The organism is Streptomyces sp. NPDC005799 (genome assembly GCF_040630525.1).
In the GTDB taxonomy this organism is placed as follows: domain Bacteria; phylum Actinomycetota; class Actinomycetes; order Streptomycetales; family Streptomycetaceae; genus Streptomyces; species Streptomyces griseorubiginosus_B.
In genome coordinates this window covers 36,964-52,673 of record NZ_JBEXXQ010000009.1, presented here as the reverse complement: position 1 = coordinate 52,673, position 15,710 = coordinate 36,964, and the positions used below count along the sequence as shown (strand labels likewise).

Genomic DNA, 15,710 nt, shown 5'->3' with positions numbered 1-15,710 from the left:
GGATGTCCGGCCGCGCGATCGTTATCGTGGCGCAACCTTCGCGAAGGACGGGAACCGGCCGCGGTCGGCCTTCCGACGACCTGGCATGGGGGGAGCCGAGTCGGGCAGTTCGGGAGGGCCGGCCGCGGCCGGGGTTCAGGTGTTTTCCGGTCGGGTCAGACCGCTTCGGCGTTCTCCGGGAGCTCGATGGCGAGCTTCTCGGTGAGGTCGACGACCTCGGCCAGCTCTCCGAAGTCGCGTACGGCCGTGTCGACCGTCTTTCGGATACGAGTGTTCACGCGCTCGGAGCGGACCTTCTTGGCAATGTGCATGGCCCGCTCGGCCAGCACCGCGCTCTGCTCGGGTTCACGCCGCAGCAGGTGCACGGTGGCCATGCCGATGAGGTTGAGTGCGTACGACCGCTGGTGCTCGCTGTCCGCCGCGAACAACTCGACCGCCCGCTGCATCAGCGGCTCGGCCAGCGAGGCGTAGGTCGGGCTGCGGCCGGCGACATAGGCGAGGTCGCGGAAGGAGTGGCTGTTCTCCCCGAACAGCTCGGCCTCGGAGAAGAAGCGGATCCAGTCGGGATCCGGGTCGTCCCACTCGTCGACGTCGGCGAAGGTGTCCTCGGCCATCCGCACGGCCCGCTTGCACTTGCCGGGCTGGCCCATGTTGGCGTACGCGCGGGCCTCCATCGCATACAGCATCGACTGGGTGCGCGGGCTCGCGCAGTCCCGGCTGCCGTACTGCGCGAGGTGGATCAGCTCCAGTGCGTCGTCGGGCCGGCCGAGGTGGATCATCTGACGGCTCATGCTGGACAGGACGTAGGAGCCGAGGGGCTTGTCGCCGGCCTCCTTGGCCGCGTGCAGGGCGAGCACGAAGTACTTCTGGGCGGTGGGCTGCAGCCCGACGTCGTACGACATCCAGCCGGCCAGCTCGGCCAGCTCGGCGGCGACCTTGAACAGCTTGCGGGTGGTCTCCTCGGGCTGGGGCTCCTGGAGCAGGTCGGTCACCTCGTGCAGCTGGCCGACGACCGCCTTGCGGCGCAGGCCGCCGCCGCACTGGGCGTCCCACTGGCGGAACATGATCGTGGTGGACTCGAGGAGGTCCAGTTCGGGCCTGGAGAGCCGGCCGCGGGCCCGGCTGACGGGCTCGGGCTCCGGCTGCGGGGTCTGCGGCGCGGGCACCAGCCAGCGCTGCATCGGCTCGATGAGGGACGGGCCCGCCGACAGCACCAGCGAGCTCCCGAGGAAGCCGCGCCGCGCCAGCATCAGGTCGCTGCGCGAGAACTCGCTGAGCAGAGCGACTGTCTGCGGGCCCGTCCAGGGCAGGTCGACGCCGGACACGGACGGTGACTGGCGTGCCGCGCGCAGGCCGAGGTCCTCGACGGAGACCACGCATCCGAAGCGCTCGGAGAACAGCTCGGACAGGATTCTGGGGATGGGTTCGCGGGGGTTCTCGCCGTCCAGCCAGCGGCGCACCCGGGAGGTGTCGGTGGAGATGTGGTTGGCGCCCAACTGGCGGGCCCTGCGGTTGACCTGACGGGCCAGCTCGCCCTTCGACCAGCCGCTGCGGACGAACCACGACGTGAGCAGCTCGTTCGGGCGCTTGTCCGTGCTGGTCGCGGTCGTCCCGCCTCCGCCGTTGCCGCTCACTGGAACGCCCCCATCCCTGAGACCACTTGTCGCTGAGTGCGCCAAGCCCTATCAGAATGCCGGTAAATACGGCCGCCCGTCCGCCGGTTCTCATCCTTCGAACGCGATGCCGAGTTGCCTCCGGCATACCCACGAGTGCATGTGCCCCCAGGACTCGTGCACTCAAAGTAATCCTACGATCACGCGTCCAGCCATGGCGATCCCTGAAACGCCACCATTCGCCACCCCTTCGAATGAACTCACGGTCGCCTCCACGCGATTCACTTGACAGAGGATGGCCGGGAGTAGGCGGAGCGATGCACTCGGGGGCGCACACGGTCGAGTTCACCACCCGGGGCACTTCCGAGCGCCGCTCGGGGCCGAGCGGAACGGGGCATCCGAACACAGAGGGTCACGTTCCGCATTCGCGCCGTAACCACCGACGCGTCGGAAACGTTGGAGGGGGCATGGGGTTCACGATCGGCGGCATCCGGGAGATCCGGTCCGGCACGCGCAGGCGCGGTCGCTCCTCGGAGTGCACCGCCGTCGCCGAGTACACCGGACTGTGGGGCTGGGATGTCGTGGCGGGCGCGCGGGCCGCGGGCGGCCAGTGTTCCTGCGGCCGTGCCGACTGCCCCGCGCCGGGCGCGCACCCGCTGGACTTCGCACCCCCTGTGCCGGCCGGCGCCACCCTCGACGAAGTGACCAAGATCTGGGGCGAGTTCCCCGGCGCCGCGGTGATGCTCGTGGTCGGTCGGGCGTTCGACGTCATCGAGGTGGCAGCGCCCGCCGGGCACCGCGCCCTCGTCCGCCTCGAGCGCATGGGCCTCCCCCTCGGCCCGGTCGCCGCCACCCCCGAGGGCCGCGCCCACTTCTTCGTCGCCCCGGGCGGCGCCGCCGAACTCCCCGCGCTTCTCTACCGCATGGGCTGGGACGACCCGACCTCCCTGGACCTGCGCGGCCTGGGCCCCGGCACCCACATCACCGCTCCCCCGTCGGACCGGGCCGGACTGGGCCCCGTCCGCTGGCTGCGCCCCCCGGCCCTGGACTCCGCGACGAGGCCACCGGCGGCCCGCCTCCTGCTGGGCACCCTGGCGTACGTGGCGCACCGGTCGCGGGCATAGCCGTACCTGCCACACCGGTCGCGGGCGTAGCCGTACTCCCTGCGCCGTACACAGCGAAGCGCCCGCTCCCGACTGCACCTCGGGGCGGGCGCTTCTTCGTGTGGTGGGGGCCGGTCAGTCACCGATAAGGGCATCCACGAACGCCTCCGCCTCGAACGGGGCCAGGTCGTCCACGCCCTCGCCGAGACCGATCAGCTTGACCGGTACGCCCAGCTCGCGCTGGACCGCGACCACGATGCCGCCCTTGGCCGTGCCGTCGAGCTTGGTCAGGACGATGCCGGTGATGTCGACGACCTCGGCGAAGACCCGGGCCTGGACCAGGCCGTTCTGCCCGGTGGTCGCGTCCAGCACCAGCAGCACCTCGTCCAGCGGGGCCTGCTTCTCCACGACGCGCTTGACCTTGCCGAGCTCGTCCATGAGGCCGGTCTTGGTGTGGAGACGGCCGGCGGTGTCGATGAGCACGACGTCCACGCCCATCTCCTTGCCCTCCTTCACCGCGTCGAAGGCGACGGAGGCGGGGTCGCCGCCCTCGGGCCCGCGCACGGTGTAGGCGCCGACGCGCTCACCCCAGGTCTGCAACTGGTCGGCGGCGGCGGCCCGGAAGGTGTCGGCGGCGCCCAGCACCACGCTGCGCCCGTCGGCGACGAGGACCCGGGCGAGCTTGCCGGTGGTGGTGGTCTTGCCGGTGCCGTTGACGCCGACGACCATCACGATGCCGGGCTTGCTGGTCTCCGGCTCGGTCTTCACCGTGCGGTCCATGCCGGGGTCGACCAGCTTGAGCAGCTCCGCGCGCAGCAGGCCGCGCAGCTCCTCGGGGGTGCGGGTGCCGAGCACCTTCACGCGCTCGCGCAGGCCGTCCACCAGTTCCTGCGTGGGCTGCACTCCGACGTCGGCGGTGAGCAGGAGGTCCTCGATCTCCTCCCAGGTGTCCTCGTCCAGATGCTCCCGGGACAGGAGCGCGAGCAGCCCCTTGCCGAGCGCGTTCTGGGAGCGGGAGAGGCGGGCGCGGAGGCGGACGAGCCGGCCGGCGGTCGGCTCGGGCACCTCGATCTCGGGGACTTCCAGAGCCGGCGGTTCCTCGACGGTGACCGGCGCCGAGCCGTCCGGAAGATCCACCTCCTCTATCGTCCGGCGCGGTTCGTCGCGGGGCGTCTCGGCCTCGTCGCCGACGTGCGGCTCGGCCGGAGGGGCGGTGATGTCGGGCGCGGAGGGGGGCGGCGGGGGCAGCGACTTCCTGCGCCGACTGCCGACGACGAGCCCACCGAGCGCGCCGAGCACGACCACGGCGATGACTACAGCAAGGATGACGGTTTCCATAACCTGTCCAGTATCGGCCATGGAGTCCTGCGACACCGCTCTGGATGTCTGACACACCGTCAGCTAACGTCCCCCTCCACACCCGCTCTGTGAAGGGGGACCCCCATGCCCGTCACGGTCGTCCGCTTCAACCTCGTCGAGCCCGGCGCCACCCCCGCCACGCTCTCCGCCCGCTACCGGGCGGCCCTGGAGATGGCCGCCTACGCCGACGAGCACGGGATCACCACCGTGCAGACCGAGGAGCACCACGGTGCCGACAACAACTGGCTGCCGTCGCCGTTCACCTTCGCGGGCGCGGTCTTCGGCGCGACCCGGCGGATCGCGGTGACCGTGTCGGCGATCATCGGCCCGCTGCACGATCCACTGCGACTGGCCGAGGAGATCGCCGTGCTGGACCTGCTCAGCGGCGGCCGGCTGGTGACGGTCGCGGGCATCGGGTACCGCCCGGAGGAGTACGCGCTGTTCGACGTGGAGTGGAAGCGCCGCGGTCGGATCCAGGACGAGGTGCTTGAGACGCTCCTGAAGGCCTGGACCGGCGAGGCGTTCGAGTACCGGGGCCGTACGGTGCGGATCACCCCGCGCCCCTTCACCGACCCGCACCCCCTGCTGCTGGTCGGCGGCTCCTCGAAGGCCGCCGCCCGCCGGGCCGCCCGCCTCGGTCTCCCCTTCTTCCCGAGTGCGCATCTGCCGGAGCTGGAGGCCTACTACAAGGAACGGCTCGTGGAGTACGGTACCGAGGGCTGGACCATGATGCCGACCGCCGAGACCCCGCTGCTGCACATCGCCGAGGACCCGGACCGGGCCTGGGCCTCCTACGGCTCGCACTTCCTGCACGAGGCCCGGACCTACGCCTCCTGGCAGTCCGGGGACATTCGCTCAGCGGTGAAGTCGGCGGCCACGAGCGTGGAGGAACTGCGCGCCGAAGGGGTCTACCGGATTCTGACGCCGGACCAGTGCGTGGAGCAGGGACTCGACAACCTCGTCCTGCATCCGCTGTCCGGTGGCATGCCGGTGGAGGAGGGATGGCGCAGCCTGCGATTGTTCTGCGAGGACGTACTGCCCCGGCTCGGTGAGTGAGCCGGGGCAGTACGTCCGGCGGCTACGGGGAGAGGGGCGGCGGGGACTTGGCCCTTCTCCCCGAGCCGGGGGGGCCTAATCCCCGAGCCGGGGGCTCTTCTTCCCGAGCCGGGGGCCTCAGCCCATCTCCTCCAGCGCCTTGCCCTTCGTCTCCTTGACGAACTTCAGCACGAACGGGATGGAGAGCGCCGCGAAGACCGTGTAGATCACGTAGGTCGCGGAGAGGTTCCAGTCGGACAGCGACGGGAAGCTCGCGGTGATGGCCCAGTTGGCGATCCACTGCGCGGAGGCGGCCACACCCAGGGCGGCGGCGCGCAGCTTGTTCGGGAACATCTCGCCGAGCATGACCCAGACGACCACACCCCAGGACAGGGCGAAGAAGAGGACGAAGACATGGGCGGCGACCAGGGCGGTCCAGCCCTGCGCGGCCGGCAGCTTGCCGTCGATGAGGTGGTACGAGAACGCCCAGGCCTCCAGCGCCAGACCGACGACCATGCCGACGGAGCCGATCAGGGCCAGCGGCTTACGGCCGATCCGGTCCACGAAGATCATCGCGATCACGGTGCCGACGATGTTGATGATCGACGTCGTGAAGGAGTAGAAGAACGAGTCCGTCGGGTCGACGCCGACCGACTGCCACAGCGTCGAGGAGTAGTAGAACGCGACGTTGATGCCGACGAACTGCTGGAAGACCGACAGGCCGATACCGACCCAGACGATCGGCTTGAAGAAGAAGCCGCCGCCGAGCAGGTCCCTGAACGACGACTTGTGCTCGCTCCGCATGGCCTGCTCGATCTCGGCGACCCGGGCGTCGAGGACCGCGCTGTCGCCCCCCTCGACCTCCGCGAGGATCTCGCGGGCGCGCTCGTGCCTGCCGACGGAGATCAGGAAGCGCGGCGACTCGGGGATGGCGAAGGAGAGCAGGCCGTACAGGACGGCCGGGATCACCATGACGCCGAGCATGACCTGCCAGGCCTCCAGGCCCATCAGCTTGCCGCGCTGGTCGCCGCCGGCCGCGTTGAGCAGGCCCCAGTTGACCAGCTGGGAGATGGCGATGCCGACGACGATCGCGGCCTGCTGGAAGGAGCCGAGCCGGCCGCGGTACGCCGGCGGGGCGACCTCGGCGATGTAGGCGGGGCCGATGACGGAGGCCATGCCGATGGCGAAGCCGCCGACGACGCGCCACAGGGCGAGGTCCCACAGGGCGAAGGGCAGCGCGGAGCCGACGGCGCTGATGGTGAACAGCACGGCGGCTATCTGCATGCAGCGGATCCGGCCGATGCGGTCGGCGATCCGGCCCGCGGTCGCGGCGCCGATGGCGCAGCCGATCAGGGCGATGGCGATGACCTGGGCGAGGGCCGCGGAGCCGATGCCGTAGCGGCCCCGGATGGCCTCGACGGCGCCGTTGATCACGGAACTGTCGTAGCCGAAGAGGAAACCGCCCATCGCGGCCGCCGCCGCGATGAAGATGACATGCCCGAGATGATCGGGATGAGCCGTACCGGCTCCTGACTTCTGTGCCTGCGCTGTGCTGGTCACGTTCAACTCCTCGGGCCACCGGCAACGCCGCCGGTGCGGTCAGCTCTCCAGATAGGTGGTATCTGAAGCTAAATCCAACTCTGCTGACCTTATGCCTTCAACTCCCAAAATCAAACACGGCAAAATGTGAGGGATGAGACAGGATTCCGTGACTTACGTTCACTTCTTGAAGGGATGAGGTCAGGTCAGCGCAGTCGCTGGCTGATGACCTTCGAGACACCGTCGCCCTGCATGGAGACGCCGTACAGCGCGTCGGCGACCTCCATCGTGCGCTTCTGGTGCGTGATCACGATGAGCTGCGAGGCCTCCTGCAGCTCCTGCATGATGCGGATGAGCCGCTGGAGGTTGGTGTCGTCGAGGGCGGCCTCGACCTCGTCCATGACGTAGAACGGGCTCGGACGGGCCTTGAAGATCGACACCAGCAGCGCCACGGCGGTCAGCGACCGCTCGCCACCGGAGAGCAGGCTCAGCCGCTTGACCTTCTTGCCGGGCGGCCGGGCCTCGACGTCGACGCCCGTGGCGAGCATGTTGTCGGGATCGGTCAGCACGAGCCGTCCCTCGCCGCCGGGGAAGAGACGGCTGAAGACGCCCTCGAACTCCCGGGCGGTGTCCCGGTAGGCCTCGGTGAAGACCTGCTCGACCCGCTCGTCGACCTCCTTCACGACCTGAAGCAGGTCGGCGCGGGTTTTCTTCAGGTCCTCCAGCTGCTCGCTGAGGAACTTGTGCCGCTCCTCCAGCGCGGCGAACTCCTCCAGCGCCAGCGGATTGACCTTGCCCAGCTGCTGGTAGGCGCGCTCGGCCGCCTTCAGCCGCCGCTCCTGTTCGGCCCGGTGGAACGGCTTCGGCCGGTTGCGCGGATGCTCCGGGTCCTCGGGCAGCTCCTCGCCCTCGGCGGGCGGGGAGGGGGGTACGAGCTGGTGGGGGCCGTACTCGGAGACGAGCCCGGCGGGTTCGACGCCCAGTTCCTCCAGCGCCTTGGTCTCCAACTGCTCGATGCGCAGCCGCTTCTCGGCGCCGAGGACCTCACCGCGGTGTACTGAGTCGGTGAGCTTGTCGAGCTCCGCCTTGAGGTCACGGCCGGCGTTGCGGGCGGCGGTCAGCTCCTGCTCACGCCGGGCCTTGGCGGCCTCCGCGGCGGTGCGCTCCTCGTCGGCGCGGGTGAGCGAGACCTCGACGTGCGCGAGCAGCTGGCGGGCACCGGAAGCGACGGCTTCCGCGACGGCCGCCTCGTGACGCAGCCGGGCCCGCCGCTGCTCGGCACGCGCGCGTGCCTCGCGCTCCGCGCGGGCGGCGCGGTCGAGGGAGTCGGCGCGGCCGGCCAGGCCCTTGACGCGTTCCTCGTGCGTACGGACCTGGAGGCGGGCCTCCATCTCGGTCTGGCGGGCGTTGGCGCCGTCGGCGGCGAGACGGTCCCGGACGGAGGTGTCGGGCTCCTCCTCGACGGGCATCTCCTCGGCCACGGCCAGCCGTTCGGCGAGTTCCTCGACGTCCTGGAGTGCCTTGTCGAGGGCGTCCTGGGCGCGGGCCGCCGCCGCGACGGACCGCTCGGCCTCGCCCGCGGCGCCTCTGGCCTGCCCCGCGAGACGGCCGAGCTGCTGGGCCACGGTCGACTTCTCGCGGTCGGCGGCTCGGCGGCGGTCGGCCAGTTCCTCGGCTCGGGCGGCGCATTCCTTGCGTCGCTCCTGGGCCGCGTGCTGGGCCTCGGTGAGTTCCTCGCAACGGACGGCCAGCTCTTCGAGTTCGGCGGCGGCCTCGTCGACGGAGGCCTGTACTTCGAGGAGGCTGGGGGCACCCGCGGAGCCGCCGTGGGCGAAGTGGGCGCCGAGGAGGTCGCCTTCGGCGGTCACGGCGGTGAGGTGGGGCTGGGAGTAGACCAGTTCCTCGGCGTCTTCGAGGGTGGGGACGACGACGATGCCGTGCAGGAGGCGACGGACCGCCGGCATCAGGTCGGAAGGGCCGCGGACGAGATCAGCCGCGTGCTGATGTGTGGCGTCTGCGGGTGCGTCGGGGCTGGTCGCACCATTCGCCGCGCCCCTGAGGGGCGGGTCTTCGGAGCCCCCAGCCACCATCAGTGCCGCCCTCCCCCCGTCCTGCTTGCGCAGCAAGCGGATCGCGTCCGCCGCCGCCGCCGGTGACGTCACCGCCAGTGCGTCCGCCGCCGCGCCGAAAGCCGCCGCCAGGGGCACCTCGTAGCCCGGGGTGATGGTCAGGAGTTCGGCCGCCGGGCCCAGCAGGCCGGAGAGACGATCCTTCGCCCCCAGCAGGGCGCCCGTGCCGTCCTTTCTGCGCAGGCCAAGTGCCAGCGCCTCATGGCGGGCCTGTGTCGCCGCGCGCCTGCGTTCCGCCGCCGTCGCCGCCTCACGGGCCGCCGACAGGGCGGTCTCCGCCTCCGTCAGCTGCTGTCTGGCCGACTCGTGCCGCTCCGCCAGTTCGACGTCGCCGGCGTCCAGGCCGTCGACCTCGGCCTTGAGCGCCTCGTACTCCTCCTGGGCGGCGACCGCGCGCTCCTGTGCCTCGTCCCTCGCCGCGGCCAGCCGGTCGATCTCGGCCTGGGCCGAGGCGGCGCGTGAACGGGCCGCGTTGACCTGGCCGTTGAGGCGGGCGAGGCCCTCACGGCGGTCGGCGATGGCGCGGGCCACGTCCTTCAGGCGCCGTTCCTCCTGCGTGAGTTCGCGTTCGAGCTCGGCGCGGTGGGCGACCGTGTCCTCCAGGGCGCGTTCGGCCGCCTCCAGGGCCGCCTCCAGCTCGGCCTCCTGCTCCCTGATCCGGGCGGCCTCGCGCTCCATGTCCTCCGGGTCGCGTCCGCGCCGCTCCTCGGGGGGCGCGGAGGTGGCGCTCTTCACGCGGGCGTCGGCCAGCGAGATCGTGCCGCGCACGCGCTCGGCCAGCTGGGAGAGCTCGTACCAGGTCTGCTGGGCGCGCTGCAGGCGCGGGGTGAGCTGCCGTACCTCGTCCTCCAGGAGGGCCTCGCGCTGGAGGGCCTTCTTCAGTTCCTGCTCGGCGGCTTCCTTGCGCTCCTTCAGCGCGGCCTCGTCGGCGACCTCGGCCTGCAGTGCCTGGCGCAGTCGTACGAGATCGTCGGCCAGCAGACGCAGCCGGGCGTCGCGGAGGTCGGCCTGGATGACGGCGGCCCGGCGGGCGACGGCGGCCTGCCGGCCCAGGGGCTTGAGCTGGCGGCGGAGTTCGTCGGTCAGGTCCTGCACGCGCGCGAGGTTGGCCTGCATCGCGTCGAGCTTGCGGAGGGCCTTCTCCTTGCGCTTGCGGTGCTTGAGGACGCCCGCCGCCTCCTCGATGAAGGCGCGGCGGCCCATGGGGTCGGCGTGCAGGACGGAGTCGAGCTGGCCCTGGCCGACGATGACGTGCATCTCGCGGCCGATGCCGGAGTCGGAGAGGAGTTCCTGGATGTCCAGCAGACGGCAGGTGTCGCCGTTGATCTGGTACTCGCTGCCGCCGTTGCGGAACATGATCCGCGTGATGGTGACCTCGGCGTACTCGATGGGCAGCGCGCCGTCGGAGTTGTCGATGGTCAGGGACACCTCGGCGCGGCCCAGCGGCGGTCGGCCGGTGGTGCCGGCGAAGATGACGTCCTCCATCTTGCCGCCGCGCAGCGACTTGGCGCCCTGCTCGCCCATCACCCAGCTGAGGGCGTCGACGACGTTGGACTTGCCCGAGCCGTTCGGTCCGACGACGCACGTGATCCCCGGTTCGAACCGGAGCGTGGTCGCCGAGGCGAACGACTTGAACCCGCGGAGGGTCAGGGCCTTGAGGTGCACGCCGCTGGACTCTACCTTCCGGGGGTGTCTCACTCCATGAACGTGCTGTCTCCCGCGGTTTCACCTTTGAACATGCAGGGCACATCAAACGTTGTAGAAGGTGAAAGGATGCGCGGGGGCAGGTAAGAAAGAAGGGACGCCGAAGCGTCCCTTGCAAATCTGACAACTTAGCGGTTGATACGGGCGGCCCAACCACTGCTGTCGTGGTGCGATGCAGTGATCAGGTGAGCGCAGGCTCCGCCTGGTGTGCGTCGATGCTCTCCATGATCCTGTCGTGAGAAGCGGCAGCCGCGAGCGCGTCGTTCTCGGCCTGGATCCGTACGAGCTCGGATTCCAGGTCCTGGACACGCTGCTGAAGCCGTCGCATCTCGGCGAGGAGTCGAGGGTCGGAGCCGCCGACGTAACCGAGAAGCGCCTTTGCCATGATGGATGGTCCTCCACACTGAGTGACCGACCGAAGCGGTGTGGGTCGTGAGGGAATCGCACCCGGGGTGCTTGACACTATGGAGTTCATGCTGCCGTTCATCCATGCCAAACAGCTAAGGTGCGCGGGGTGCTTTCAGCGTCTCACCAAAAAGTTTGACGGTCAACACGATCACGCCCCGTATTGGCGGGCATCCCGGGGGCGCGCGGCCTGAGAGCGGCTGCGCTGCGACTCCTGCGGGCCCCTCGGGGCGTGGCGATCATCTTTGCGTGCGCAGCCTGCCAGAGCAAGCGGTTCTTGGCAACCACCAGCGTCTTTCCGCTCCCGGCAGCTGCCGGTGGCATGTCCGTCCGCTTCCGCCTGGGCCTCTTTACAGAAAGCGGTCAGCGGATGGCGAAGCCGTCGTAACCCCCGCGAGGTGTGTCCCAGATCTCGGTGACGCCCTCCACGCGCCCGGGCGTGTCGTCACCCTGGAGCCAGTCCAGAAGTCCTTCACAGGACTCCCGCGAGCCCTCCGCGACCACCTGGACCCGGCCGTCGCCCAAATTGAGAGCAAAACCACTCAGGCCGCCGAGCTCCAGCGCCTTGGCCCGCGTGAACCAGCGGAAACCCACACCTTGGACGCGTCCGCGCACCCAGGCGACCAGTCGTACATCCTCGCTCATGGGGGCAACCTAACCGGCCAATGTCTCTCCGGACACTTCCTCCTCTGGCGCCATGCGGTACCGTCCCCACCCAATGAATCTCAGATAAAACTCACTCGAAGGAGTGAGCTGGGTCACCCGCAAGATCGTATCCGGCGGGTTGACCGCCAGGACGAGGAAGGCCAGAAACATGGGACGCCACCGACGCTCCGCCGCCGGCCGCGCCGCCACGGGCCGCGCCACGGGGGTCACAGCGAGGAACGGCTCGCACGCCGGCAGTTACGACCCCCGGCAGTACTCGTACAGCTATGACCCGCCGGAGGCCTTCGGGTCCGAGGACCCGACCACGCTGGGCACGGCCCCGTATCTGAGCACGGACGAGTACGCCGAGGTCTCCGCTCGCAGTGCCGCCTACCTGTTCGCCAACGAGGCCGACTACCGCACCGTCTTCCCGGACGACGGCTTCACGCCCGACGGCGGACGCGGCGGGTCGCACCGGCGCCGGAAGCGGACCGTGACGCCGGTGAAGACCGGGCTGCTCGGGGTCTCCGCGGCGGTCGCGATCGGCACGGTCGCGGTCGCCACGGGTGCGGTGCCCGGGCTGGACAACTACAAGCTGGGTGGCGGTGGCGGCGGCGGAAAGGTGCAGGCCGCGAGCACGCCGAGCAACTCGGCGGCCGAGCAGGGCGGCACCTCCGGCAGCGTCCAGGGCCGGGACGACGGCTCCTCGACGAGTCGCGACGCCGACCGCTCGCCCACGCCCTCCGCGGTTGCCTCCACTCCGGCCGCCTCCGCGGCCGCCCCGACCGAGGTGCCGACGAAGAAGCCGAAGGCGCCGCCGAGCAAGAAGCCGAAGACGAGGCCCACGAAGCCCTCGCAGAAGGAGACCGCGCCGCCGAAGCAGTCCGCGACCGCCCCCGCGGTGACGGTCTCCGCCCAGGCCGCGGCCGAGGCGGAAGTGCTCAAGCTCGTCAACGAGGAGCGGGCCAAGGTCGGCTGCAGCGCGGTGTCCGCGAACAGCACCCTGTCGGAGCTGGCGGAGAGCTTCAGCGACGCCATGGCCGCGCTGAACTTCTTCGACCACACCGACCCCAGCGGCGCGACGCCGTGGGACCGGGCCGCCAAGCTCGGCATCACCAACCTCGGCGGCGAGAACATCGCCCGGGGGCAGGCCGACGCGGCCGCGGTGATGGAGGCCTGGATGAACAGCCCCGGCCACCGGGCGAACATCCTGAACTGCGACTTCAAGACCCTGGGGGTCGGTGTCCACTTCGGCACCGGGGGCCCCTGGTGGACGCAGGACTTCGGCTACTAGAGGTCACGAGGCTCAGGCGGCGCGGCCCCGGAGGAACACCCGCGCCGTCTCCGTCACCCGGCGCCCCAGGTGCTCGGCGGTCTTGACGTCCGCCTTGTGGACGGCGTCCGGGCCCTCGTCGACGTTGGTCTGGGCGGCGGCGCCCGCGAAGACACCGAGGCGGTTGAGGTCGTGCTCGCTGCCCTCGCTGTTGTTCCAGCCGGGGTGCAGCCCGAGGTTGACCCAGTGCATGCCGTGCTGGCCGGCGAGGATCTGGAAGAACTGCAGGGTGTGCAGCTTGTCGCCGCTCTTGGAGCCGGAGTTGGTGAAGCCGGCCGCCAGCTTGTCCTTCCAGTCCTGCCCGAACCAGCGCTTCGAGGACGCCTCGGCGAAGACGTGGAAGGCGCCGGACGCGGTGCCCATGTAGGTCGGCGAGCCGAAGACGATGGCGTCCGAGCCGTCCAGCAGCGCCCACTGCTCGTCGGTGATCTCGTCGACGTTGATCAGGTGCACCTCGGCACCCGCCTCGAGGGCACCGGCGCGGACGGCCTCGGCGAGCACGGTGGTGTGACCGTAGCCGGAGTGGTAGGCGATGGAGACAACAGGGGTGGTCACGATGAGTACTCCCGAGATGAGCATGGATGAGCGTTCACAGCCAATGACCAGCTCACTGGCGGTAACGAAAGGAAAGCACTAACTTCAAGTTAGTGCAACCTGTTGGTTAGCGCTGTGTTCGAGTACGCTTGTGCTATGGACAGCACGCAGGAGCGCCCGTCGGCGCACGACCTCCCGTTCAATGTGTTCGCCAAGGCGTGTCCCTCGCGCGGCACCCTCGAACACGTCACGGGACGCTGGGGCTCGCTCACGCTGGGCGCGCTGTACGAGGGTTCGCTGCGCTTCAACGAGCTGCGCCGTCGGGTCGACGGCGTGAGCGAGAAGATGCTCTCCCAGACCCTGCACGCACTGGAGCGCGACGGCCTGGTGCACCGCGAGGCCCAGCCGACCAACCCGCCCCGCGTGGACTACGAACTGACCCCGCTCGGCCGCCAGGTCGCCGAGCGACTGCTGGACCTGATCCACCTGGTGGAGGGCCGCATGAACGACGTCCTCACGGCCCGCGAGCGTTACGACGCCACGCGCGGCGCCCTCTGACACTTCGGGCAGAAGTAGCTGGACCGGTTCATCCAGGGGCGCCTGCGCATGGGCGTACCGCACCTCTTGCACGGCAGACCCGCACGGCCGTACGCGTCGAGGGACCGGTCGAAGTAGCCGGACTCCCCGTTGACGTTGACGTACAGGCTGTCGAAGCTGGTGCCGCCGACGGCGAGGGCCGCGCTCATCACGTCCCGTACGTGGCCAAGCAGTTCGGCCGTGCGCGGGCGGGTGAAGCCGGCGGTGGGGCGTTCGTAGTGGACGCGGGCCCGCCAAAGGGCCTCGTCCGCATAGATGTTGCCGACCCCGCTGATCAACGACTGGTCCAGCAGGGCCCGTTTGATGGTGGTCCGCTTGCGGCGCAGCGCCTGGTGGAAGGCGTCCTCGTCGAACAGCGGGTCGAGGGGGTCGCGGGCGATGTGCGCGATGACGTCGGGCAGACCCTCGGGGGTGTTGTCGTGCAACGACAGCCCGCCGAAGGTGCGTTGGTCGACGAAGCGGAGTTCCGTCGCGAGGGCGTCGGCGAAGCGGACGCGGATGCGCAGATGCTTCTCGTCGGGGGCCGTGTTCGGCTGGACCAGCAGCTGGCCGCTCATCCCGAGGTGCGCCAGGATCGACTGGCGGGTGTCCTCCAGGGGCAGCCACAGATACTTGCCGCGGCGGCTCGGGACGCCGACGCGGTGGCCCTTGAGACGGTGCGCGAAATCGTCGGCGCCCGCGATGTGGCGCCGTACGGCACGCGGGTGCAGCACCTCGGCGTCGGCGACGACACGGTGGGCGACCCACCGCTCCAGGCCGCGCCGGACGACCTCGACCTCGGGCAACTCGGGCATGACGACTCCCGTACCGGACTGTGGATGAGCCGAGCGCCCGCCCCGGTGGTGCGGGACAGGCGCTCGGGACGCGCTGTTCGTCAGGCAGAGACGGACGTCGGGCCTTCGTCGCCGTCCAGGGCGGCCTTCTCGGCCGCCGCCTTCTCGGCGCGCTCGTCCGCGGCGGCCCGGATGGACCGCCAGGCGGACTCGGCGGCCTGCTGCTCCGCCTCCTTCTTGCTGCGGCCGGTGCCGGTGCCGTACGAGACGCCTCCGACGCGGGCGGCAGCAGTGAAGGTCTTCTCGTGGTCGGGGCCGGTCTCCGTGACCAGGTACTCGGGGACACCGAGCCCCTCGGTCGCGGTGAGCTCCTGGAGACTGGTCTTCCAGTCCAGGCCGGCACCGAGGTTCGAGGACTTCTCGATCAGCGGGTCGAACAGGCGGTGCACCAGTTCGGAGGCCGCGTCGAGGCCCTGATCGAGATAGACCGCGCCGATCACCGCTTCCAGGGTGTCGGCGAGGATGGACGCCTTGTCCCGGCCGCCCGTGCCCTCTTCACCGCGGCCCAGCCGGATGAAGGAGCCGAGTTCCAGACCGCGACCGACCTCCGCCAGCGCACGCGAGTTGACCACCGCGGCCCGCAGCTTGGCCAGTTGGCCCTCGGGCAGGTCGGGGTGGGTGTTGTACAGCGTGTCCGTGACCACGAGACCGAGCACGGAGTCCCCGAGGAACTCCAGCCGCTCGTTGGTCGGCAGACCGCCGTTCTCGTACGCGTAGGAACGGTGGGTCAGCGCACGCACCAGAAGGGCGGACTCGAGCTTGTACCCGAGCCGCCCTTCCAGAAGCGTGTGGGACGAGGCCGTGCTGTCCGCTTTCTTCTTGCCGGACAGGTCCGCCTTGGCGTCATCCGCCTTCTTGGCAGTGGACACGGTGCCTCTCAC

13 protein-coding genes are annotated in these 15,710 nt (G+C 70.3%); 4 read left to right on the top strand and 9 right to left on the bottom strand.

The window, feature by feature from the left end; genetic code table 11:
* Window positions 1-155: 155 nt before the first annotated feature.
* Complete coding sequence (locus ABZ453_RS11195) at window positions 156-1,634, bottom strand: hypothetical protein (RefSeq protein WP_359013839.1); 1,479 nt, start codon at window positions 1,632-1,634, stop codon at window positions 156-158.
* 446 nt (window positions 1,635-2,080) lie between these two features.
* Between ABZ453_RS11195 and ABZ453_RS11190 the strand changes: the two genes are divergently transcribed.
* On the top strand, window positions 2,081-2,737 hold the full coding sequence (locus ABZ453_RS11190; protein ID WP_359013837.1) for a bifunctional DNA primase/polymerase: 657 nt from the start codon (window positions 2,081-2,083) through the stop codon (window positions 2,735-2,737).
* 114 nt (window positions 2,738-2,851) lie between these two features.
* On the opposite strand, the gene ftsY is transcribed toward ABZ453_RS11190, so the two are convergent.
* The gene (ftsY, locus tag ABZ453_RS11185; RefSeq protein WP_356772026.1) at window positions 2,852-4,054 is read right to left on the bottom strand and encodes a signal recognition particle-docking protein FtsY; all 1,203 of its coding nucleotides are present in this window, start codon (window positions 4,052-4,054) and stop codon (window positions 2,852-2,854) included.
* Window positions 4,055-4,159: 105 nt separating this feature from the next.
* Here ftsY and ABZ453_RS11180 point away from each other — a divergent pair, with 105 nt between their 5' ends.
* Window positions 4,160-5,131 (top strand): LLM class flavin-dependent oxidoreductase, encoded by a 972-nt coding sequence (locus ABZ453_RS11180; protein WP_359013835.1) that lies wholly within the window; start codon window positions 4,160-4,162, stop codon window positions 5,129-5,131.
* A gap of 117 nt (window positions 5,132-5,248) precedes the next feature.
* On the opposite strand, the gene ABZ453_RS11175 is transcribed toward ABZ453_RS11180, so the two are convergent.
* From ABZ453_RS11175 to ABZ453_RS11160, 4 genes are all read right to left on the bottom strand, one after another.
* Window positions 5,249-6,670, bottom strand: coding sequence for a sugar porter family MFS transporter (locus ABZ453_RS11175; RefSeq protein WP_359013833.1), 1,422 nt, complete (start codon window positions 6,668-6,670; stop codon window positions 5,249-5,251).
* Between the two features lie 185 nt (window positions 6,671-6,855).
* The gene (gene smc, locus ABZ453_RS11170) at window positions 6,856-10,443 is read right to left on the bottom strand and encodes a chromosome segregation protein SMC (RefSeq protein ID WP_359013831.1); all 3,588 of its coding nucleotides are present in this window, start codon (window positions 10,441-10,443) and stop codon (window positions 6,856-6,858) included.
* A 220-nt stretch (window positions 10,444-10,663) separates the two neighbouring features.
* A complete protein-coding gene (locus ABZ453_RS11165) occupies window positions 10,664-10,867 on the bottom strand; it encodes a hypothetical protein (RefSeq protein WP_016432419.1) in 204 nt (67 codons plus the stop codon).
* A gap of 383 nt (window positions 10,868-11,250) precedes the next feature.
* Complete coding sequence (locus tag ABZ453_RS11160; protein WP_133046777.1) at window positions 11,251-11,532, bottom strand: acylphosphatase; 282 nt, start codon at window positions 11,530-11,532, stop codon at window positions 11,251-11,253.
* 169 nt (window positions 11,533-11,701) lie between these two features.
* Between ABZ453_RS11160 and ABZ453_RS11155 the strand changes: the two genes are divergently transcribed.
* Window positions 11,702-12,826 (top strand): CAP domain-containing protein, encoded by a 1,125-nt coding sequence (locus tag ABZ453_RS11155; RefSeq protein ID WP_359013827.1) that lies wholly within the window; start codon window positions 11,702-11,704, stop codon window positions 12,824-12,826.
* 12 nt (window positions 12,827-12,838) lie between these two features.
* On the opposite strand, the gene ABZ453_RS11150 is transcribed toward ABZ453_RS11155, so the two are convergent.
* Window positions 12,839-13,420, bottom strand: a complete 582-nt coding sequence (locus tag ABZ453_RS11150; protein WP_359013825.1) for a flavodoxin family protein — start codon at window positions 13,418-13,420, stop codon at window positions 12,839-12,841.
* A 135-nt stretch (window positions 13,421-13,555) separates the two neighbouring features.
* Between ABZ453_RS11150 and ABZ453_RS11145 the strand changes: the two genes are divergently transcribed.
* A complete protein-coding gene (locus ABZ453_RS11145; protein ID WP_133046774.1) occupies window positions 13,556-13,957 on the top strand; it encodes a helix-turn-helix domain-containing protein in 402 nt (133 codons plus the stop codon).
* On the opposite strand, the gene mutM is transcribed toward ABZ453_RS11145, so the two are convergent.
* A complete protein-coding gene (gene mutM, locus ABZ453_RS11140; protein ID WP_359013823.1) occupies window positions 13,930-14,790 on the bottom strand; it encodes a bifunctional DNA-formamidopyrimidine glycosylase/DNA-(apurinic or apyrimidinic site) lyase in 861 nt (286 codons plus the stop codon). The two genes, ABZ453_RS11145 and mutM, sit on opposite strands and share 28 nt — an antisense overlap.
* Window positions 14,791-14,870: 80 nt before the next feature.
* On the bottom strand, window positions 14,871-15,710 hold the full coding sequence (gene rnc, locus ABZ453_RS11135; protein ID WP_359013821.1) for a ribonuclease III: 840 nt from the start codon (window positions 15,708-15,710) through the stop codon (window positions 14,871-14,873).